This window comes from Zoogloea sp. (genome assembly GCF_041904905.1).
Lineage (GTDB): Bacteria > Pseudomonadota > Gammaproteobacteria > Burkholderiales > Rhodocyclaceae > Zoogloea.
The window spans coordinates 17,250-37,489 of record NZ_JAYRMI010000004.1 but is presented as its reverse complement, the minus strand read 5'-3'; the positions used below and the strand labels follow the sequence as shown (position 1 = coordinate 37,489).

General features: G+C 71.0%; 18 protein-coding genes and 1 tRNA gene. 10 read left to right on the top strand and 9 right to left on the bottom strand.

Annotated elements, in window-relative coordinates; genetic code table 11:
- Positions 1–25 precede the first annotated feature (25 nt).
- The gene (locus ACE3N6_RS02135; RefSeq protein WP_374243524.1) at positions 26–760 is read right to left on the bottom strand and encodes a dinitrogenase iron-molybdenum cofactor biosynthesis protein; all 735 of its coding nucleotides are present in this window, start codon (positions 758–760) and stop codon (positions 26–28) included.
- Between the two features lie 170 nt (positions 761–930).
- Between ACE3N6_RS02135 and ACE3N6_RS02130 the strand changes: the two genes are divergently transcribed.
- The 9 genes from ACE3N6_RS02130 to ACE3N6_RS02090 all read left to right on the top strand — a co-directional run bounded on the left by ACE3N6_RS02130 (position 931) and on the right by ACE3N6_RS02090 (position 7,047).
- Entirely contained in the window at positions 931–2,574 is a 1,644-nt protein-coding gene (locus tag ACE3N6_RS02130) for a SagB/ThcOx family dehydrogenase (RefSeq protein ID WP_374243523.1), read from the top strand.
- Between the two features lie 148 nt (positions 2,575–2,722).
- A complete protein-coding gene (locus ACE3N6_RS02125) occupies positions 2,723–3,160 on the top strand; it encodes an ankyrin repeat domain-containing protein (protein WP_374243522.1) in 438 nt (145 codons plus the stop codon).
- A gap of 89 nt (positions 3,161–3,249) precedes the next feature.
- Positions 3,250–3,639: an ArsC family reductase gene (locus tag ACE3N6_RS02120; RefSeq protein ID WP_374243521.1), complete on the top strand. Its 390-nt coding sequence runs from the start codon at positions 3,250–3,252 to the stop codon at positions 3,637–3,639.
- Positions 3,636–4,511 carry an Hsp33 family molecular chaperone HslO gene (locus ACE3N6_RS02115; protein WP_374243520.1) on the top strand — a complete coding sequence of 292 codons (876 nt, stop codon included), beginning with the start codon at positions 3,636–3,638 and terminating at the stop codon, positions 4,509–4,511. The genes ACE3N6_RS02120 and ACE3N6_RS02115 overlap by 4 nt, the downstream gene beginning before the upstream one ends.
- A gap of 90 nt (positions 4,512–4,601) precedes the next feature.
- Complete coding sequence (gene minC, locus ACE3N6_RS02110) at positions 4,602–5,411, top strand: septum site-determining protein MinC (RefSeq protein WP_374243519.1); 810 nt, start codon at positions 4,602–4,604, stop codon at positions 5,409–5,411.
- Positions 5,412–5,437: 26 nt separating this feature from the next.
- Positions 5,438–6,253, top strand: coding sequence for a septum site-determining protein MinD (gene minD, locus ACE3N6_RS02105; RefSeq protein ID WP_374243518.1), 816 nt, complete (start codon positions 5,438–5,440; stop codon positions 6,251–6,253).
- 1 nt (position 6,254) lies between these two features.
- Positions 6,255–6,515, top strand: coding sequence for a cell division topological specificity factor MinE (gene minE, locus ACE3N6_RS02100; protein WP_374243517.1), 261 nt, complete (start codon positions 6,255–6,257; stop codon positions 6,513–6,515).
- Between the two features lie 9 nt (positions 6,516–6,524).
- Positions 6,525–6,609 (top strand) — tRNA-Leu (locus tag ACE3N6_RS02095).
- Positions 6,610–6,627: 18 nt separating this feature from the next.
- Positions 6,628–7,047: a DUF1178 family protein gene (locus ACE3N6_RS02090; protein ID WP_374243516.1), complete on the top strand. Its 420-nt coding sequence runs from the start codon at positions 6,628–6,630 to the stop codon at positions 7,045–7,047.
- Between the two features lie 90 nt (positions 7,048–7,137).
- Here ACE3N6_RS02090 and ACE3N6_RS02085 read toward each other — a convergent pair whose 3' ends face one another.
- Positions 7,138–7,692: a flavodoxin family protein gene (locus ACE3N6_RS02085; RefSeq protein WP_374243515.1), complete on the bottom strand. Its 555-nt coding sequence runs from the start codon at positions 7,690–7,692 to the stop codon at positions 7,138–7,140.
- Between the two features lie 54 nt (positions 7,693–7,746).
- Positions 7,747–8,448 (bottom strand): pirin family protein, encoded by a 702-nt coding sequence (locus ACE3N6_RS02080; RefSeq protein WP_374243513.1) that lies wholly within the window; start codon positions 8,446–8,448, stop codon positions 7,747–7,749.
- 103 nt (positions 8,449–8,551) lie between these two features.
- On the opposite strand from ACE3N6_RS02080, the gene ACE3N6_RS02075 reads away from it, so the two are divergent.
- Positions 8,552–9,499, top strand: a complete 948-nt coding sequence (locus tag ACE3N6_RS02075) for a LysR family transcriptional regulator (protein ID WP_374243512.1) — start codon at positions 8,552–8,554, stop codon at positions 9,497–9,499.
- A gap of 594 nt (positions 9,500–10,093) precedes the next feature.
- Here the strand turns inward: ACE3N6_RS02075 and ACE3N6_RS02070 are convergent.
- From ACE3N6_RS02070 to ACE3N6_RS02045, 6 genes are all read right to left on the bottom strand, one after another.
- Positions 10,094–10,957, bottom strand: coding sequence for a RimK family alpha-L-glutamate ligase (locus tag ACE3N6_RS02070; RefSeq protein ID WP_374243511.1), 864 nt, complete (start codon positions 10,955–10,957; stop codon positions 10,094–10,096).
- Positions 10,958–11,017: 60 nt separating this feature from the next.
- Positions 11,018–11,899 carry a hypothetical protein gene (locus ACE3N6_RS02065; RefSeq protein ID WP_374243510.1) on the bottom strand — a complete coding sequence of 294 codons (882 nt, stop codon included), beginning with the start codon at positions 11,897–11,899 and terminating at the stop codon, positions 11,018–11,020.
- Positions 11,900–11,973: 74 nt separating this feature from the next.
- A complete protein-coding gene (locus ACE3N6_RS02060) occupies positions 11,974–12,987 on the bottom strand; it encodes a dihydroorotate dehydrogenase-like protein (protein ID WP_374243509.1) in 1,014 nt (337 codons plus the stop codon).
- Position 12,988: 1 nt separating this feature from the next.
- Positions 12,989–16,567, bottom strand: a complete 3,579-nt coding sequence (gene nifJ, locus ACE3N6_RS02055; protein ID WP_374243508.1) for a pyruvate:ferredoxin (flavodoxin) oxidoreductase — start codon at positions 16,565–16,567, stop codon at positions 12,989–12,991.
- Positions 16,568–16,984: 417 nt separating this feature from the next.
- A complete protein-coding gene (locus ACE3N6_RS02050) occupies positions 16,985–18,367 on the bottom strand; it encodes a sigma-54-dependent transcriptional regulator (RefSeq protein WP_374243507.1) in 1,383 nt (460 codons plus the stop codon).
- Complete coding sequence (locus ACE3N6_RS02045; protein ID WP_374243506.1) at positions 18,364–20,235, bottom strand: ATP-binding protein; 1,872 nt, start codon at positions 20,233–20,235, stop codon at positions 18,364–18,366. Before ACE3N6_RS02045 ends, ACE3N6_RS02050 begins: the two co-directional genes overlap by 4 nt.
- Between the last annotated feature and the right edge of the window lie 5 nt (positions 20,236–20,240).

The following is a 20,240-nucleotide window of genomic DNA, read 5'->3' as shown; positions in this document are numbered from 1 at the left end:
CCGTTGCCGCGGGGCGCCGGGTGCCTCATTCCTCTTCCTGGGCGCTGTAGTTCTTCAGGCGCTTTTCCGCCGCCACGCCCAGCACCTTGAGCAGCCAGGGCGGGGGCGAATCGACCATCGCCTTCTGGAACTGAGAGACGATCTCCAGCGCCGGGCCGCCATCGGCGATCTTGATGGGGTAGATGTCGGCGCGGATCACCTTGGCCGCCGCCGGGCCGCCAATCGACACCACGTAGCACACGTGGCAGTCGCCGATGAGCTGGGCGCGCCACAGGTTCTTGTCCTCGGCGAGGTCGGCGTCCATCGTGTCGCGGATGTCCACCAGGCGGATCTCGTCGGGCGACACCTGATAGACCAGAAAGCGCAGGCACGAGCCGAAGTGGCCGGAGAGCGTGTCGCCCTTGTCCGAGGCCACCGCCACCCGCACCGAGCCGGGCATGTCGCCCTCGTCGTAGGGCTGGATCTTGGGCAGCGAGTCGTCGCCCTGGGTGTCGCCCCACAGGATGCGCACCGCCAGCTTCATGGCCTCCAGGCCGATCCCGATGTCCTCGCCGTCCTCCTCGCCATCCGCGCTGGCGAAGCCGGTCTTGAGCATCGTCACCGTCACCTGACGGAGCATCTCCTCGTCGATCTCGTCGCCCAGCCGACGCTGCAGCAGCTCGATCAGGCTCGACAAGGACGCGTTGGGCATCGCCCGGGCGGCCAGCGCGATGCGCAGGGCGGCTTCCCGGGTCACCGGCGGTTTGCTTCTGGTATCCATGGTTGGGTCTCTGTCTGGTTGGGGGTAATGTCGTATCGGAGGTCTTGTCCCCCTCCCCATGCAGAGATGGTGCCAGCCGCGCCGGATCGCCCCCGCGCCGCTAACTGCTTGATTTCTCGCAGGCATGACCTTTGCTAAAAGAAGGCCAAACCCACCGGAAGCCCCCCATCGTGTCGGAAACCCCACAAAACCCCGCCTCCCCCGACAACCCGCTCGCCGCCTACCACGCCCGCACCCGCCACCGCTTCGACGCCTTCGCCGAAGGCCCCGGCCAGCTCGACTGGGACGCCCAGCCCGCCGCCTTCCGGCACTACGCCGGTGCGCAGGTGGCGCAGCTGCCGTTGTCGGCCGACCGCTTCGAGCGGCCCTTCGGCGATCTGGACGTGCCGCCGGCGGCGCCCGTCGCGGCGGATGCAACCAGCCTTGGCGCGCTGCTGGCGCTGGCCTTCGGCCTCTCGGCCTGGAAGAGCTGGGGCCCCAACCGCTGGGCGCTGCGCTGCAATCCCTCGTCGGGCAACCTGCACCCGGTCGAAGCCTACGTGCTGGCCGCCGGCGTGCCGGGCGTGGCCGACGGGCTGCACCACTACGACCCCGAAGACCACGCCCTCGAAGGCCGCGCCCTCGTCGCCCCCGCTGGCGGCCGCTGGCTGGCCGTGGGGCTCTCCAGTGCGATGTGGCGCGAAGCCTGGAAATACGGCGAGCGGGCCTTCCGCTACTGCCAGCTCGACGTGGGCCACGCGGTGGCGGCCCTGGCCTACGCCGCGGCGCTGCTGGGGTGGGAGGTCGCGCCGATGGCGCTGCCATCCGGCACCCTGGCCCGGCTGCTGGGGCTGGACCGGGAAGAAGATTTCCCCTCCGGCCGCTTCTCCTTCACCGAAGACGAAGAGCCCGAGATCCTGCTGGCGATCCGCGCGCCCGGCGTCGACGCCCCGCCCGCCGGCCCGGCGCTGCTCGACTGGATCGCCCCCGCCAGCTGGCACGGCCGCCCCAGCGTCATCGACCCCTCGCCCGGCTACCGCTGGCCGACCGTCGACAAGGCCGCCCGCTTCAGCCGCCGCCCGGCCGATGCCCCGCCGCCCCCGCGCCCCGGCTTTCCCGGCCTGCCCGCGCTACCGCCCCACCCCACCGCCAGCGGCGCCGCGCAGCTCATCCGCCAGCGCCGCAGCGGCCAGCGCTTCGACCCCCGGCACACCCTGCCCCGGGCAGATTTCTACCGCCTGCTCGACGCGGCCATGCCCCGGCCCCGCGCGCCCTTCACGGCCCAGGAGGCCGCCCCGGCGATCCACCTGCTGCTCTTCGCGATGCGTGTGGAGGGCCTGCCGACCGGCCTCTACCTGCTGCCCCGCACACCCGGCGCCACCATCCCCACCCACCTCGGCCCGCCCCGCCCGGCGGCCGACTTCGCCCCGGACTGCCCGGCCCACCTGGGCCTCGTCCAGCTGGCCGCGCTGGGGCTGCAGGAAGTCCAGCGCCTCGCCCGATCCCTGTCGTGCCACCAGGACATCGCCGCCACCAGCGCCTTCTCGCTGGGCATGGTGGCGGATTTCGCCAGCCTGGGCGCCGACGGCCACGCCTACCGCAGCCTGCTCCGCGAGGCCGGCATCGTCGGCCAGGTGCTCTACCTGGAAGCCGAAGCCGCCGGCGTGCGCGGCACCGGCATCGGCTGCTTCTTCGACGACCCGGTGCACCAGGCCTTCGGCCTCGCCGGCCCCCGCTGGCAGAGCGTCTATCACTTCACCGTGGGCGCGCCGGTGGTCGACACACGCATCGAAACCGGCCCACCTTATCCTCAACGCCAACAGGACAACTCATGAACGCTCACACCCGGCCGCCCGAAGGGAGCGGTCATCCTTCCTCGGGGAGGGCGAAGCAGGTGTTTCGCGGTGCCCTGCACCGCGCCTGCGCAGCGGGTTGGCTGTGCAAAGCCAACCCGCTGTCACGCATTGACCGGAGGGCCGTCGTATGACCCCCGCCCTCGCCGAATTCTTCGCCACCCACGGCTTCGACCCCGCCCAGCCCTCCGCCCTGCAGCCCGACCGGCGCTTCACCCCGCTGATGCGCGCCGCCAAGGAAGGCCGGCTCGACGCGGTGGAGGAACTCCTCACCTGGGGCGTGGATGTCGCCGTCACCAACGCCGACGGCTGCAACGCCCTGTGGCTGGCCTGCTACAGCGGCAGCCACGCCATCATCGACCGGCTGCTCCAGGCCGGCATCGACATCGACCGCCAGAACGACACCGGCGCCACCTGCCTGATGTACGTGGCCTCCAACAGCAAGCCCGATCTGGTGCGCCTGCTGCTGGAGCGCGGCGCCAACCCGCGCCTCGCCAACCACGACGACTTCACCGCGCTCGATCTGGCCGCCTCGCTCGCCTGCCTCAAGCTGCTCAGGGCCGCGTGACCGGGGAAACTTGGGTCTGGCCCGGCTGTCGCTTAAACTACGCGCCTTTGCCTTCACCCCCGCCATCCCGGCCGGGCCCGAACCGCCCCATGCAAGACAGCCTCCCCACGCCCGCCGTCACCTGCTACGGCATCAAGAACTGCGACACCATGAAGAAGGCCCTCGCCTGGCTCGACGAGCACGGCGTCGCCTACCACTTCCACGACTACAAGAAATCCGGCATCGACTCCGGCCGCCTCCACGCCTGGAGCAAGGCCATCGGCTGGAAGACCCTCATCAACACCCGCGGCACCACCTGGCGCAAGCTCACCCCCGAGCAGCAGGCCATCGACACCCAGAGCGCCGCCGTGCAGCTGATGCAGGCCAACCCCAGCCTGATCCGCCGCCCGGTGCTCGAAACCGCTGGCGGCCAGCTCCTGGTCGGCTTCGACCCCGCCCTCTACGCCAGCCTCGTCCCCCCCGCCGGAGCCTCCGAATGAGCGACCCCCGCAGCTACGTGCAACGCTTCCTCCTCGACGACCTGGACATCCGCGGCGCCCTCGTCCTGCTCGACGACGTCTGGCAGGACATGCAGCTCAACCGCAACTACCCCACCGCCGTGCGCGACCTGCTCGGCCAGATGAGCGCCATCGGCTGCGTGATCGGCGGCAACCTCAAGCAACCCGGCCGCCTCACCATGCAGCTGCAGGGCCACGGGCCGGTCAACCTGCTGGTGGTGGATGTCACCGAAACCCTCAACCTGCGCGGCCACGCCAAGTCGTCCGACGAAGCCGTCGGCAAGGCCGGCGTGGGCGAGCTGATCGGCGACGGCCAGCTCCTGCTCACCCTCGACATGCCCGAGCTGCGCCACCCCTACCAGAGCTACGTGCCCATCGAAGGCGACACCATCGCCGAAATCTTCGAGCACTACCTCACCCAGTCCGAGCAGCAGCCCGCCGTGCTCCACACCGCCTGCTCCGGCAGCCGCGCCGCCTGCCTCTTCCTGCAGAAGCTGCCCGACGCCGACAAGAAGGACGCGGACGGCTGGGACCGGGTCACCCGCCTCGCCGCCACCCTGCGCCCCGACGAGCTGCTGGGCCTCGCCCCCGAGGAGATCCTCACCCGGCTCTTCCACCAGGAAACCGTGCGCCTCTTCGACGCCCGCCCGGTCACCCACCACTGGCCCCTCGACTGGGAGAAGGTGCGCTCCATGTTGCGCTCCCTGGGCCGGGCCGAACTCGACGCGGTGCTGGCCGACCACGGCGTGGTGCTGATCCACGACGACCTCTCCAACCACGAATACCGGCTCGACGCCGACGACGTGGCCGCCCTGTTCGCCGAGGAACCCGCCGAACCCCGCACCCTGCATTGATTCCCGGCGGGCAGGCCGGCGGACTTGCCCTAAATCGGTGTCAAAAGTAGACTTGGGCGGTTTTAGTCCGCGCATCCGCGCCCACCACCCATGGCCGAAGCCTCATCCCTGCAGGGCAAACTGATCGAGTTCAAGGGCGCGAGCCTCGCCGTGATGACCGCTTACGTCCGCGACACCGACCCCGTCCGTCTCGCCGACGCCCTGCACATGATGCTCGGCGGCATGCCCGACTTCTTCGCCGGCGAACCCGCCATCCTCGATCTCGGCCAGCTCGCCGCCACGCCCGACCGGGTGGACTGGACCGGCCTCCTGAGCCTGCTGCGCCGCTACCAACTCCAGCCGGTGGGCGTGCGTCACCTGCCCGAACACCTCTACGACGGCGCCCGCCGCGCCGGCCTGGCGGTGCTCGGCAACGACGGCTTCTCCGCCGAACGGCCCGTCACCCCGCCGCCCGCCCCGGCCCCCGTCGCCACGCCTGCACCGACGCCGGCAGCGCCCCCCGAGCCCGCGCCCCAGCCCGCCGCAGCCACCGCCGACGCGCCTGCCCCCGCCCCCACCCTGGTGGTGGATCGCCCGCTGCGCTCCGGCCAGCAGGTCTATGCCAAGGGTGGCGACCTGGTGCTGCTGGCCGGCATGAGCCCCGGCTCCGAGATCATCGCCGACGGCAGCATCCACTGCTACGGCCCGCTACGCGGCCGCGCCCTGGCCGGCGCCCGCGGCGACACCGCGGCACGCATCTTCAGCACCAATTTCGGCCCCGAGCTGGTCTCCATCGCCGGCGTCTATCGCACCTTCGAGCGCGGCATTCCCCAGGCCGTCGCCGGGCGCGGCGCCCAGGTCCGGCTTACCGGCTCGGACAACCTGCACACTCTCGAAATCAATTCGCTCCAGTTCGACTGAAGCGCCTCTACACCGAAGGGAAAATCGTGGCACGCGTCATCGTAGTAACGTCCGGCAAGGGCGGCGTCGGCAAGACCACCACCAGCGCGAGCATCTCCAGCGGCCTGGCCCTGCGCGGCTACAAGACCGCAGTCATCGACTTCGACGTCGGCCTGCGCAACCTCGACCTCATCATGGGCTGCGAGCGCCGCGTGGTGTACGACCTCATCAACGTCGTGAACGGCGAGGCCAACCTGCACCAGGCCCTCATCAAGGACAAGCACTGCGAGAACCTCTTCGTGCTGCCCGCCTCCCAGACCCGCGACAAGGACGCGCTGACCGAAGAAGGCGTCGAGAAGGTGCTCAAGGAACTCGAGCACATGGGTTTCGACTACGTGGTGTGCGACTCCCCCGCCGGCATCGAGCGCGGCGCGGTGATGGCCCTCACCTTCGCCGACGAAGCCATCGTCGTCACCAACCCGGAAGTCTCCTCGGTGCGCGACTCCGACCGCATCCTGGGCATCCTTCAAAGCAAGAGCCGCCGCGCCATCGAAGGCCGCGAGCCGGTGAAGGAACACCTGCTCGTCACCCGCTACTCGCCCAAGCGCGTCGAGGACGGCGAGATGCTGTCCTACAAAGACGTGCAGGAGCTGCTGCGCATCCCACTGATCGGCGCCATCCCCGAATCCGACGACGTGCTGCAGGCCTCCAACCAGGGCCTGCCCGCCATCCACCTGAAGGACAGCGACGTGGCCACCGCCTACCAGGACGTGGTGGCACGCTTCCTCGGCGAAGACCGTCCGCTGCGCTTCGTCAGCTACGAAAAACCGGGCCTGCTCAAGCGGCTGTTCGGAGGCAAGTGACATGTCGCTCCTCTCCTACTTCTTCGGCTCCAAGCCCAAGACCGCCTCGGTGGCCAAGGAGCGGCTGTCGCTGCTCATCGCCCACGAGCGCAGCGCCAACCAGCCCACGCCGGATTTCCTCCCCGCCCTGCAGCGGGAGCTGATCGAGGTCATCTCCAAGTACGTCAACGTCTCCGCCGACGACATCAAGGTCCAGCTCGGCAAGCGCGACAACTACGAGATCCTCGAAGTGGACATCACGCTGCCCGAACAGCCCAAGTGATCGGCCATCGCCCGGATGGTGAAATCGGTAACCACAGCGGACTTAAAATCCGCCGGCGCAAGCCTTGCGGGTTCAAGTCCCGCTCCGGGCACCACACACTGAGAGCCAGCTCGTGATCGTTCTCGACCTCATCTGCGACCGGGAGCACCGTTTCGAGGCCTGGTTCGCCTCGGCCGACGCGTTCGACAAGCAGCTGGCAGCGGGGCTCGTTGAATGCCCCCACTGCAACTCCCACGCAGTGCGCCGGCTGCCGTCGGCGCCCTACGTGCAAACCTCCTCCCACTCGGCGCCGGCGCTGCCCGAGCCCGATCCGGCGGCCATCGCCGCGCGGCTGGTGGAGGCCCTGCGCAGCGCCGCCAGCCAGTCGGAAGACGTGGGCGAGCGCTTCCCCGAAGAGGCCCGCCGCATCCACCGGGGCGATGCCGAAGCGCGCGCGATCCGCGGCAAGGCCAAGCACAGCGACCTGCTCGAACTCATCGACGAGGGCATCCCCGTGCTGCCGGTGCCGCCCGACAAGGACGACCTGCACTAAGCGCCCGCGCCGCCACGAACAAAGCCGCCCGGCTGGCCATGCCAGGGGCGGCTTTTTGTTTGCCCGGCCTTGGCCCGGCGAGGGAGCCGGTCAGCCCTTGAACTTCGCGGTCACCTCGGCCACCCGCTGACCGAACAGGCGGGCGGTCTCCAGATCGCCGGCGGGCATCTCGTCGGGGCTGGCGTCGGACGGGGTCTGGGCCATCGCGCCGCTGAAGGAGCCCACGTAGTTCACGTCGTCGCGCTGGGCGGCCTTGCTGTTGGACGGCATCATCCCGGTGCCCACCCAGATCCCGCTGTGCTGCATGGCCAGGGTGAACAGGTAGTGCAGGGTCGACAGCTTGTCGCCGTTCATGGTGGCGCTGTTGGTGAAGCCGGCGAAGACCTTGTCCTTCCACGCCTGGGTGAACCAGGCCTTGCTGGAGGCGTCGGCGAACTTCTTGAACTGCCAGCTCACGGTGCCCATGTAGGTGGGGCTGCCCATCACGATGGCGTCGGCGGCGTTGAGGGCGGCCCAGGCGGCCTCGGACAGGTTGCCTTCGGCGTCGATGGGGAGCAGCTCGGCGCCCGCGCCCTCGGCCACGGCCTGGGCCAGACGGAGGGTGTGGCCGTAGCCGGAATGGAAGACGACGACGATCTTGGACATGGCAAAGCTCCTTTACTCGGGGTTGGGTTGGGGGTGAAGCAGGGTTGTCGGGGTTCAGGGGGCGAGGTCGAAGACCAGCACCTCGGCGTCCTCGCCGCCGGTGAGGGTGAGGCCCGTCTCGCCGGACAGCAGCGCGGCATCGCCGCCGGCAAGCGGCTGGCCATTCGCCGCGAGCCGGCCGCGCACCAGATGCACATAGGCCTTGCGAGCCGGGTCGAGGGCCAGCGTGGCCACCTCGGCGCCGTCGAGCAGCCCGGCGTACAGACGGGCGTCGGCATGAATCGTCACCGAGCCCGCCGCGCCGTCGGGCGACGCCACCAGGCACAGGCGGCCGCGCTTGTCGAGGTCGGCGAAGCGCTTCTGCTCGTAGCCGGGCTCAAGGCCAGCCTGGGCGGGCTCGATCCAGATCTGCAGGAAGTGGGTGTGGCGGTCGGCGGCGTGGTTGAACTCGCTGTGCCGCACGCCCCGGCCGGCGCTCATGCGCTGCACTTCGCCCGGGGCGATGACCGCGCCGTTGCCCAGGCTGTCCCGGTGGGCCAGCTCGCCGGCCAGCACGTAGCTGACGATCTCCATGTCCCGGTGGCCGTGGGTGCCGAAGCCGGTGCCGGGGGCGATGCGGTCCTCGTTGAGCACCCGCAGCTTGCCCCAGCCCATCCAGGCCGGGTCGAAGTAGCCGGCGAAGCTGAAAGAGTGATGGCTGGTCAGCCAGCCGTGGTCGGCGTGGCCCCGGTCGTGGGCGCGGCGGATGGTCAGCATGGGCTCGTCTCCTGAAGTGAGGCCATTGTGAGCGCCGCCAACGCCTTCGCGGTGCAGGCGCTTTGATGGCATCATTCAAAAAGTTTGAACGATCAGCGCCGCCATGCCCCAGGAAAAGCCCAACCCGCGGGACGTCCTCACCCCCGACACCTTCGCCCTGCTCCGGCGCATCGCCGACACCGGCAGCTTTGCCGCCGCCGCCCGCGCGGTGGGCATGGTGCCCAGCGCCCTCACCTACCGGGTGCGCCAGATCGAGGAGGCGCTGGACGTGCTGTTGTTCGACCGCAGCGCCCGTCAGGCCCGCCTCACCGAAGCCGGTCGCGAGCTGGTCCACGAGGGCGGCCGGCTGCTGGACGAGATCGACGCGATGGCCAACCGGGTGCGCCGGGTGGCCACCGGCTGGGAACCGCACCTCACGCTGGCGCTGGACGGGGTCATCAACCGGACGACGGTGCTGGAGCTGTGCGAGCGTTTCCTGGCGATGGCGCCGCCCACCCGCCTGCGGCTGCGCGACGAGACGCTCTCGGGCACCCTGGAGGCGCTCACCTCCGGCGAGGCCGATCTGGCCCTCGGGCTGGTCGTCTCCGCCACGCCGGCGCCGGATCTGCTCACCCGCCCGCTGGGCGAGCTGCGCTTCATCTTCGCGGTGGCGCCCCACCACCCCCTGGCCCGGGCCCCGGAGCCCCTGAGCGACGCGGTGCTGCGCCAGCACCGGGCGGTGGCGGTGGCGGATTCGACCCGGCGGGGCGAAGGGGTCACCCACGGCCTGCTCGACGGTCAGGAGGTGTTTACGGTGCCCGATCTGCCCGCCAAGCTCGAAGCCCAGCTGCGCGGCCTGGGCGCCGGCTTCCTGCCCGAGTGCATGGCCCGCCCCTACATCGACAGCGGCAGGCTGGTGGAGCGCCCGGTCGAGCGCCAGACCCGCAACTTCCAGCTCAGTTACGCGTGGCGCAAATCCAAGGCACCGGGCAAGGCGATCCAGTGGTGGCTGGAGCAGCTGGACAACCCGGTCACCCGCCAGGCCCTGCTGAACCGGGGGCGCAGCGCTTGAAGCCCCTCGACGCCCTCGCCCACGGGCCGGAGGTGCCGCACAGCGTGGCCCCGCAGGCGCGGCGGCGGGTGGATCGTCCGCAGTGGCCAGCCCTGCGCTCCGCCGGCCCGACGTTCAACCCGCCGGCACCGCCGGACGGGCGCTGCGCCCCATCGTCCTACCCCGGAGACGCTCGCGAGCAGCTTTCGGACCGGCGCGACCCTCTCCGAGCCTCTCTCGAGCACAAAAAAGCAGCAACCCGACCCTCCGACCGACAGGGCTGCCCTATCCCGGAGACGCTCGCGAGAGACTTCCGGACAGGGCATGACACGCGCCGAGTCTCTCGGGAGCACAAAAAAGCAGCAATGCGACTATCCGAAGGACAGGACGCCCCTATCCCGAAGCCCCTCGCGAGCAGCTTGCGGACAGGGCACGACAGGCTCCGAGCTGCTCGCGAGGAGAGATGAGCAAGGCCGGACCATCCCGCAGACCGACGCGAGAACATGGCGGCCCGAAGGCAGCACCCGCCAGCATCGGCCGCGGGGCGCGGCGACGGGCCGGACGCCATCCCGACACCCCGGCGTGGCCGCGGGGCAGGTCGGGCCAGCGTCCGGCCTAGCCGGCGCAGCGGCGCAGCACCTCGGCGAAGCGCGCCGGGGCGTCGGGGGTGGCCCCCAGGAAGAGTTCGGGCTCGATCAGCTCCAGCTCCATCACCGCGGGGCGGCCACCCTGCAGGCGCACCATGTCCACCCGGGCGTAGGTGGTCGGGGCCGGGGTGGCGGAGAGGGCGAGGCTGGCCAGCGCCAGCTCGTCGGGCGCCGGCTGCCAGGGGTGGTTGGTGCCGCCGTACATGTCCTGCACCCGGTAGTCGCCGGCGGCCGGCTGCTTGCGGATGGCGTGGGAGAAGGCGCCGCCGAAGTAGATCAGCGACACCTCGCCCTGGGCGGCGACGCTGTCGATGAAGGGCTGGACCAGCACGTCGCCCTCGGCCAGCAGCGCGCCCAGGTGGGCGAGGCAGGCCGGGTCGGCCGCGTGGGCCTTGAGGGCGCCGATGGCACCGATGGAGACGGCCGGCTTCACCACCACCTCGCCCCAGCCGGTGGCGGCGAGCCGGGCGGCGCCGTCCGCCGCGCCACGGTCGAGCCACAGGGTGGGCACGGTGGGGATGCCCTTGGCCGCCAGTTCCCGCAGGTAGGCCTTGTGGCTGTTCCATTCGATGACCGACACGGGATTGACGAAGGCGGTGAGCTGGCTGGTGCGCCCGGCCCAGGCGAGGAACTCGGGCAGACGGCGGAAGTAATCCCACGGGGTGCGCACTACCACCAGCGGATAGGCGGCCCAGTCGAGGGCGCTGTCCCACGGGGCGACGAGGGCGTCGACGCCGATCCGGGCCAGGGCGGCGACCAGCAGGTGGGTTTCCGGGTCGGGCTTGGCCATGGCGGCGCCGGTGACGAGGACGATGCGGGTGGAGGCTTGCATGGCGGCGGGCGGAGGAAATCGGGCCGCCATTCTAGCCGGGCCGGCGCGCCGGCTGGCCTGTCAGCGCAGGCTGAACCACACCCGCTCGGCGTAGCGCCCGTCCTTGCCACGGGTGCCGGGGCCGGGCTCGCGGCGTACCGAATGCACCCACTGGGCGGCGGAGAGTTCGTCCATGAAGGCATCGACGCCGGCCTCCTCGCGGGAGCGGATGCGGGCCACAAAGCCGCCGCCCTGGGCGTCGATGCCGTCGAGCAGGGTGCCGGGCGGCAGCGCCGACGACACGCGCCGACGGAGCGCCGACGTACCGATCTCCGGGCCGGGACGATCCGACGGCAGCGCGCCCATCGCCGACAGCCGGCGCCAGCGCACCGCCTCGCTGCGGGTGAAGGGGAACCGGAGGTACTTGCAGCCATCGCCGCACCACACCGGAAACTCCAGGTAGGTGGCGGTGACCTGCCGGGCCACCAGATTGCCGGCCGAATCGCGGGCCACGTGGAGTTCCTTGTCGCCCTCGCCCGGCAGATCGCGGAAGCGGGGGTCGTTCCGCTCGATGAGCAGGTAGGGCCAGCTCAGTTGCAGCCAGCCATCGTGGCAGGCCTCGGCGGCGGGCTGCAGGCGGATGGTCTGGGCGCCGTCGCTGCCCGGCGTGCCCAGCTGGAGCAGCAGCCCGCCCGCCACCGAGCCGCCGACGGCGACCTCGGTCCAGAACTGCCCGCGCACCTCGCTGGGCAGGTGCTGGGCAACCAGCGCCAGGAAGACCAGCGGGTCGTCGTTGCGGTAGTGGCCGGTGAGATCGGGGCAGCCTTTGCCCTTGGGGATGTCGAGGGGTGGCCAGTCGGTGGGCGCGGAAGATTCGCCGCCGCAGCCGGCAAGGAGGAGCGCCACCGGCACGGCGGCCAGACGCAGGCGGAAGGCGGCGCGGGCGCCGGGGAAGATCGGCATCGGTGGACTGGACGTTTCGACGGCCGCCCATGCTTGCGGCGGCCGCCCGAAATGTCAATGCGCCCGCGTGGGCCTCAGCGCCACACCCCCGGCCGCGGGGTGAAGCTGTCGAGCACCCGGATGTAGCTCTGGCGGGCCAGGGCGCTCGCGTCGCGCAGGTTGGCCTGACACATGCTGCCCTTGAGCTGGGCCACCGATTCGTACTCCCGGTCGGCCATCCAGGTGCGCAGGTCGTGGAGGATCTCGGTGAGCCGACCGGGGCCGTGCTCCAGCAGGCAGGAGGCCAGATGCACGACGTCGGCCCCGGCGAGCAGCAGCTTGAGGGCCTCCCGGTGGCCATACACGCCGCCGGTGGCGGCGAGCGTGATGCGGGTCTGGGCGCGCAGGATGGCGATCCAGCGGATGCGCAGCAGGGCCTCGTCGGGGCTGGAGAGTTCGAGCCGGTCCACCATCTCCAGCGTGTCCAGGTCGATGTCGGGCTGGAAGAAGCGGTTGAACAGCGACACGCCGGCCGCGCCCCCGGCCTCCAGCCGGCGCACGAAGTTGGGCAGCGAGGCGAAGAAAGGCGGCAGCTTCATCGCCACCGGCACCGCCACGGCGCGCTTGAGTTCGGTGAGCAGGGCGAGGTAACGGGCTTCGACCTCGTCGCCGGTTTCGTTGGGGTCGGCGGCGATGTGGTAGACGTTAAGCTCCAGCGCGTCGGCGCCGGCGGCCTCCATCTCGCGGCCCAGATCCACCCAGCCCGACGGGGTGACGCCGTTGAGGCTGGCGATCACCGGAATGCCCACCCGCGCCTTCACCCGGCGCAGGTGCTCGAGATAGCGGTCGATGGCGCTCTCGTAGCTGCCGTGGTCGGGCAGAAAGCCGGCCGACTCGCCGTCGTGGAGGTCGGCGTGGAGCAGGAAGCGGTCGGCCATCGCGTCTTCGGCGATCAGCTCTTCCTCGTAGAAGGAGTGCAGCACGATGGCCGCGGCGCCGGCGTCCTCCAGTTGCAGCACGGTGTCGAGCTGCTTGCACAGGGGCGAGGAGGACGGCACCAGCGGGTTCTTGAGCGGCAGGCCCAGGTAGGTGGTGGACAGGTCGATCATTTCAGCTCTCCTTGGGCGCGGCGGGCGCGTGGCCGGCGGCGAGATCCTGGTAGGTCTTGAAGCGGCGGTCGGCTTCCTTCTGGGCTTCGGCGAGCAGGCGTTCGGCGGCCTCCGGGTGGCTGCGGGCGAGCATCGCGAAGCGGGTCTCGCTGTCCATGAAGGTCTTGATGGGCTGGCTGGGCGGGGCCGAATCGAGCCGGAAGGGGTTGGCCCCGGCGGCCTCCTGGCGCGGGTCGTAGCGGAACAGCGGCCAGTGGCCGGACTTGACCGCCATCTCCTGCTGGCGCTGGTTGTAGAGCATGTCCACGCCGTGGGCGATGCACGGGCTGTAGGCGACGATCAGCGAGGGGCCGTCGTGGCTCTCGGCCTCGTGGAAGACCTTGAGGGTGTGCACGTCCTTGGCGCCGTAGGCCACCGTCGCCACATACACGTGGCCGTAGTCCGAGGCGATGCGGGCCAGATCCTTCTTGGCGGTGGCCTTGCCGCCCGCCGAGAACTTGGCCACCGCGCCCACCGGCGTGGCCTTGGAGGTTTGCCCGCCGGTGTTGGAATACACCTCGGTGTCGAGCACCAGGATGTTCACGTCGTAGGACAGCGCCAGCACGTGGTCGAGCCCGCCGTAGCCGATGTCGTAGGCCCAGCCGTCGCCACCGATGATCCACACCGAGCGACGGATCAGCCATTCGGCGAGGGACGCCAGCTCCGCCGCCCGCGGGTGGCGGCTGGCGGCGAGCCGCTGCAGCAGCGCGGCGACCCGCTCGCGCTGGGCGCGGATGCCCGGCTCGGTGCGCTGGTCGGCGTTGACGATGGCGCCGGCCAGATCGCCCAGCTCGGGCTCCATCGCCTTGACGAGCTGCATCCCGTAGGCCATCAGCTGGTCGGCGGCGAGGCGCATGCCCAGGCCGAACTCGGCGTTGTCCTCGAACAGCGAGTTGGACCAGGCCGGGCCGCGGCCGGCGCCATTCACCGTCCAGGGCGTGCTGGGCAGGTTGGCGCCGTAGATCGACGAGCAGCCGGTGGCGTTGGCCACCAGCATGCGGTCGCCGAAGAGCTGGGTGGCGAGGCGGATGTAGGGCGTCTCGCCGCAGCCGGCGCAGGCGCCGGAGAACTCGAAGAGCGGGTCAAGCAGCATCGACCCGGGGATGGTGCCGTGCTTGAGCAGGCTGCGGTCGAACTCGGGGAGCTTGAGGAAGAAATCGAAGTTCTCGCGCTCCGGCTCGCGCAGGGGGCCGATGGGCGCCATGTTCACCGCCAGCCGGCTGATGTTGGACTTGTCGTGGATGGGGCAGGCTTCCACACAGTCGCCGCAGCCGGTGCAATCCTCCGGCGCCACCTGGTAGCTGATGTGGGTGCCGGCCGGGAAATCCTTGCTCTTGGCGGGCACGTGCTTGAAGGTGGGCGGCGCCCCCTCCGCCGCTTCGACCGGGAAGGCCCGGGCGCGGATCGCCGAGTGGGGGCAGACGAACACGCACTTGCCGCACTGGGTGCACAGGTCGGCCTCCCACACCGGGATCTCCAGCCCGATGTTGCGCTTCTCGAACTTGGCGGTGCCAGTGGGGAAGGTGCCGTCGATGGGCATCGCCGACACCGGCAGGCGGTTGCCCTCGCCCCGGTAGATGGGCAGGGTGAAATCCCGCACGAAGGCCAGCTGGGCGGCATCCGGCGGCAGCACGATGGGGGCGGCGCCCTCGTCCGCCTCCCCGGCCGCGCCGATGGGCACCGCGTGGAGGTTGGCGAGGGTCACGTCGATGGCGCGGTGGTTCAGATCGGCCAGGCGCTTGCTCTTCCTGCCGTAGGTCTTGTCCACTGCCTTCTTGATGGCGGCGATGGCCTCATCCCGGGGCAGGATGCCCGAGATGGCGAAGAAGCAGGTCTGCATGATGGTGTTGATGCGCCGCCCCATGCCGGCCTCCTGGGCCACCTTGTAGGCGTCGATCACCCACAGCTTCAGCCCCTTGGCGGCGATGCCGGCGCGCATGGCGGCGGGCAGGCCGGCCCACACCGCGTCGGGGGAATCGGGCGTGTTGAGCAGGAAGACCCCGCCCGGTGCCGCGTGGGCGAGCAGATCGTAGCGCTCGACGAACACCGTCTGGTGACAGGCCACGAAGCCGGCCATGCCCTCCTCCACCAGATAGCTGGAGCGGATCGGCGCGTCGCCGAAGCGCAGGTGGGACACGGTGACGGCGCCGGATTTCTTCGAGTCGTACACGAAGTAGCCCTGGGCCTGGAGTGCGGTGGATTCGCCGACGATCTTGATGGAGTTCTTGTTGGCCGACACCGTGCCGTCGGCGCCCAGGCCCCAGAACACCGCGTGCTGCAGGCGGCGCGAGGCGTCGGAGCGGAAGGCGGCATCCCAGGCCAGCGACAGGTGGGTCACGTCATCCACGATGCCCACGGTGAACTGGCGCTTCGGTCTGTCGGCGGCCAGTTCGGCGAACACCGCGGCCACCATGCCGGGGGTGAACTCCTTGCTCGCCAGCCCGTAGCGGCCGCCGATCACCCGCGGCATGCTGCGCAGGCCGTCGGCGGCGGCTTCGGCCAGGGCGGTGAGGACGTCCTTGTAGAGCGGCTCGCCGTCGGCGCCGGGCTCCTTGCAGCGGTCGAGCACGGCGATGGCACGGGCGCTCGGCGGGATCGCCGCCAGCAGCGCGCGGGTGTCCAGCGGGCGGAACAGGCGCAGCTTGACGAGGCCCACCTTCTCGCCCCGGGCCAGCAGGTGCTCGACGGTCTCCTCAACGGTCTCGGCGGCGGAGCCCATCACCACGATGACCCGCTCGGCGTCCGGCGCGCCCACGTAGTCGAACAACTTGTAGTGCCGGCCGGTGAGCTGGCCGAAGCGGTCCATGGCCGCCTGCACCAGCGCCGGGAAGGCGTCGTAGAAGGGGTTGGCGCGCTCGCGGGACTGGAAGAACACGTCGGGGTTCTGGGCGGTGCCGCGCAGCACCGGGTGCTCGGGCGACAGGGCGCGGGCCCGGTGGGCGGCCACCAGCGTGTCGTCGATCATCGCGCGCACGGTGTCGGGCTCGACGGCGACGATCTTGGCGACTTCATGGGAGGTACGGAAGCCGTCGAAGAAGTGGATCACCGGAATCCGCCCGGCCAGGGTGGCGGCCTGGGCGATCAGCGCCATGTCCTGGGCTTCCTGCACCGAGTTGCTGGCGAGCAGCGCACAGCCGGTGGCCCGGCAGGCCATCACGTCGGAGTGATCGCCGAAGATCGACAGGGCGTGGGTGGCCAGCGCCCGCGCCGCCACGTGGAGCACGAAGGGCGTCAGCTCGCCGGCCATCTTGTAAAGGTTGGGGATGAACAGCAGCAGGCCCTGGCTGGCGGTGAAGCTGGTGCCCAGCGCGCCCGAGGTGAGCGCCCCGTGCAGCGCGCCGGCGGCGCCGCCTTCGGACTGCATCTCGATGATCTTGGGGACGACGCCCCACAGGTTGGGCTTGCCCTGGGCGGCCCATTCGTCGGCCCACTCGCCCATGTTCGAGGATGGGGTGATCGGGTAGATGGCAATCACCTCGCTGCCGAGGTAGGCCATCCGTGCGGCGGCTTCGTTGCCGTCGAGATTGAGATACGTCGTCATTGCGACCCCCTGTTGGTACGACCGGCAGACGCGGGCCGCCCCCACGGAGGGGGCGCCGCGTCCATTGAAATGGGAAGAGCGTTGAGCGCGCATCCCGGGGCAGCCCCGGGACGAGGAGGCCGACGCCCGCAGCGCAGCATCGGGGCGACGTCCGGCAGCCGCAACCACACCCCTTGCGGGTGGGTTTTACTTCGGCTTTCCCGGCCGCGGCTGGGCGGGCGGGGGGGACGGCATTCGGCTTTCATGGCAGCCCGACCTGGGTTCGGGCGTGTGCGGCGCAACAATGGGGTCCATCATACGGCCCCGGCGCGCGGCCGGATTTTGATATGGCGCAAGCTTTGGCGCCGTTCCGGCGGGGATCTGCCGCGGCGCACAAACCAATTCACGCCGGGCGCAGGGGTGCGCCGGGTGGGCAGGTCAGCCCTCGCCGCCCTCGCCGCGGCCCTTGAAGCCGTGGCGCTCGAGCATCCGGTAGGCGGTGCGCTCGGAGACGCCCAGGGCCTCCGCCACCCGGCGCCGGTTACCCTGGTGACGCTCCAGCAGCTCGGCCAGGTAGTGGCGTTCGATCTCGTCGAGGGTGGGCTCGCCGTGGATCGTCACCGGCCCGGCCGCGCCCGCCGGGCCGGCCTCGAAGCCGGGGTCGCGCAGGGGCGGCAGGTGCTCGGGGCAGACCAGCCCGGTGCGGCTGGCGAGGATCAGCGCCCGCTCGACGACGTTGCGCAGCTCGCGCACGTTGCCCGGCCAGTCGTAGCTGACCAGCCGCGCCAGCGCCTCGTCGGAGAACTCCACCTGACGCCCGTTGCGGGCCCGGGCACGGGCGAAGTGGGCCACCAGCCGGGGGATGTCGTCGCGGCGCTGGCGCAGGGGCGGCACGGTGATCTCGAAGGCCGACAGGCGGTAGTACAGATCGGCCCGGAAGCGGCCTTCCCGCACCATCTGGGCGAGGTCCCGGTTGGTGGCGACGACCACCCGGGCGTTGGCCCGCAGGTCGGTGGTGGCGCCCACCCGCCGGAAGCGCCCGGTCTCGAGCACCCGCAGCAGCTTGGCCTGGATCGACGGGCCGATCTCGCCGATCTCGTCGAGGAACAGGGTGCCGCCGGTGGCGGCTTCGATGAGGCCGGGCTTGCGCCGGTCGGCCCCGGTGAAGGCGCCCCGCTCGTGGCCGAAGAGTTCGGTCTCGAAGAGGGTTTCCTGCAAGGTGCAGCAGTCCACCGCCACGAAGTGCCCGTCCCGGCGGTGCCCGGCGTCGTGCACGGCGCGGGCCACCAGCTCTTTGCCGGCGCCGCTCTCGCCGCGCACCAGCACGGTCACGTCGTCGTCGGCCACCGCCTCGATCAGGCTGCGCACCTGGCGCATGGGCTCGCTGGCGCCGACCATCGGGTCTTCCACCAGCCCCCGCATGGCGGCCTTGAGGGCGTCGCCGGCACGCAGCCGGGAACCTTCCAGCGCCCGCTGGATGACCAGCTCCAGCTCTTCGAGGTTGACCGGCTTGACGAGGTAATCCACCGCGCCCAGGCGCATCGCCTCGACCGCCTGATTGATCGAGCCGTAGGCGGTGAGCATGATGACCGGGCGGGTCTGGGCGATGTCGGTGAGGGGGCCGAAATCCCGCGCGTCGGGCAGGTTCATGTCGAGCAGCACCAGATCGGGCGCCACTTCGTCGATGCGCGCCCGGGCTTCGGCCCAGGTCTGGGCGCTGTGCATGTCGAACCCGCCGCGGGCGAGGGTCTTGATGAGCAGGCGGTTGAGGACCGCGTCGTCCTCGATCACCAGGATGGAGTTGCCGGCGGGGGCGCTCACGGGTTCTCTCCGTCGGCGCAGGCCAGGAAGACGTGGAAGGTGCTGCCCTGGCCGGGCTGGCTCTCGACGCGGATCCGCCCGCCGTGGCGTTCGACGATGGCCTTGCAGATGGCCAGACCGAGGCCGGAGCCGCGACGTCCGTCGGCCCGGCGGCTGAAGAAGGGCATGAAGATCAGGGGTTGGTCCTCGACCGGAATGCCGACACCGGTGTCGCGCATGGTCAGATGGTAATGGCCGCCTTCGCGGCGCAGGCAGACGTCGAGACGCCCCCCGTCGGGCATGGCGTGGAAGGCGTTCTGGAGCAGGTTGAGCGACACCTGGCGCATCTCGGCCTCGTCGCCCAGCACCCGGGCGTCGGCGGGCTGGAGGTCGATGTTCACGGTGACCCGGGCGTTGCGGGCTTCCTCGGCGAGCAGCGCCACCATGTCGCCGATGGCCGCCCCCAGCAGCACCGGCCGGGTGGGCCCGGGGGGGTGGCTGAGGCTCATCAGGCGCTGGGTGGTGAGCACGCAGCGGTCGATCTCGGCATCCACCAGTTCGAGGTATTCGGTGACCTCGGCGGCGTCCATCGAGCCGTTGCGCAGCCCGCGCAGGCTGGACTGGAGCGCCAGGCGGATCGACGCCAGGGGGTTGTGGATCTCGTGGGCCACGCCGTTGGCCAGCAGGCCCACCGCCGACAGCCGCTGCTCCTGGGAGAAGCGCACCTGGTCGTCGAGGGAGCGGATCGCCTCGACCACCAGCCGGCGACCGTCCGGCCCCACCAGCGGCGCGGCGTGGATCTCGACGCTCACCGGGCTGCCGTCGGGGCGTTTGAAGTTCATCAGGGTGCGCAGGGCCTCGGGGCGGGCGCGCAGCTCGGCCAGCGGGCAGGTGACCAGGGTGACCGGACAGGGTTCGTCCAGCTGACGGCCGATGCGGTGGCAGGACTGGCCGCGGATCGTCTCGAGCGGCTGGCGGACAAGCTCGGAATAAGCCCGGTTGGCGAGCACGATGCGGTAGTCGTCGTCGATCACCACCATCGGGTCGGGGGCGGCATCCACCAGCCCTTGCAGGAAAGCCCCCTGCTGGCTGGCCTGGTGGAGCATCTGGCCCAGGCGCTCGGTCATGGTGTCCACCTCGCCGCCCAGGCGGCCCAGTTCGCCGCCGCCCAGGCAGCCCACCCGCGCCGTCAGGTCGCCGTCGGCCACCCGGCCGGCAACCGCGGCGAGCCGGCCCACCGGCGCCAGCACCTCCCGCCGCACCACCCACCAGATGGCCAGCACCAGCAGCCCCAGGGCTGCCAGCCCCAGGGGCAGCAGCCGCCGCAGCTGGAGCGCGCCGCTGCCTTCGGAGGGCGGCACGAACTCGACGACCAGCACCCCATTGACCGGGTGGGCGTCGGCGGCGCCGTGGCAGCCGCTGCAGCGCGCCTGATTGCGGATGGGGTAGGCGATGCGCAGCAGGCCGGCCTTGTGCCCGTCGAGGGTGTCGAGGCGGGCCGGCGAATCCTTGCAGCCGGGGCTGAGGCACAGCTCGCGCACCCATTCCGGGTGCTGGCGCCCCTGATCGGACGGGCGGGACGCGAAGCGCACCTCTCCGGCGGGGTTGAGTAGGGCTGCGAACTGCACGCCGGGCAGCCCACCCAGCTGGACGAGGATTTCGGCCAGCCCGGGCAGGTCGCGGCGCAGCATGGCTGAGTGGAGGCTGGCCTCGAACAGCCCGGCCAGACGGCGGGCGGAGCTTTCGTGCTCGATCTGCAGGGCGCTGCCGGTGATCCACAGGGCGCCGCCCACCAGCATCCCCGAAGCGCCCAGGAGGGCCAGGATCAGCACCAGCATCAGGCGTCGCGCAAGGGGGGTGGCGAACCACAGGCGGGAGAGCAGGGACATGCGAT

Bases quoted from the DNA above. Each gene is read 5' to 3' on its own strand.
- ACE3N6_RS02065 (WP_374243510.1), bottom strand. From the start codon at position 11,899: ATGCCGATCTTCCCCGGCGCCCGCGCCGCCTTCCGCCTGCGTCTGGCC.
- ACE3N6_RS02045 (WP_374243506.1), bottom strand. From the start codon at position 20,235: ATGTCCCTGCTCTCCCGCCTGTGGTTCGCCACCCCCCTTGCGCGACGC.
- ACE3N6_RS02120 (WP_374243521.1), top strand. From the start codon at position 3,250: ATGCAAGACAGCCTCCCCACGCCCGCCGTCACCTGCTACGGCATCAAG.
- ACE3N6_RS02115 (WP_374243520.1), top strand. From the start codon at position 3,636: ATGAGCGACCCCCGCAGCTACGTGCAACGCTTCCTCCTCGACGACCTG.
- ACE3N6_RS02125 (WP_374243522.1), top strand. From the start codon at position 2,723: ATGACCCCCGCCCTCGCCGAATTCTTCGCCACCCACGGCTTCGACCCC.
- ACE3N6_RS02075 (WP_374243512.1), top strand. From the start codon at position 8,552: ATGCCCCAGGAAAAGCCCAACCCGCGGGACGTCCTCACCCCCGACACC.
- ACE3N6_RS02060 (WP_374243509.1), bottom strand. From the start codon at position 12,987: ATGATCGACCTGTCCACCACCTACCTGGGCCTGCCGCTCAAGAACCCG.
- minE (WP_374243517.1), top strand. From the start codon at position 6,255: ATGTCGCTCCTCTCCTACTTCTTCGGCTCCAAGCCCAAGACCGCCTCG.
- nifJ (WP_374243508.1), bottom strand. From the start codon at position 16,567: ATGACGACGTATCTCAATCTCGACGGCAACGAAGCCGCCGCACGGATG.
- ACE3N6_RS02070 (WP_374243511.1), bottom strand. From the start codon at position 10,957: ATGCAAGCCTCCACCCGCATCGTCCTCGTCACCGGCGCCGCCATGGCC.
- ACE3N6_RS02135 (WP_374243524.1), bottom strand. From the start codon at position 760: ATGGATACCAGAAGCAAACCGCCGGTGACCCGGGAAGCCGCCCTGCGC.
- minC (WP_374243519.1), top strand. From the start codon at position 4,602: ATGGCCGAAGCCTCATCCCTGCAGGGCAAACTGATCGAGTTCAAGGGC.
- ACE3N6_RS02085 (WP_374243515.1), bottom strand. From the start codon at position 7,692: ATGTCCAAGATCGTCGTCGTCTTCCATTCCGGCTACGGCCACACCCTC.
- ACE3N6_RS02080 (WP_374243513.1), bottom strand. From the start codon at position 8,448: ATGCTGACCATCCGCCGCGCCCACGACCGGGGCCACGCCGACCACGGC.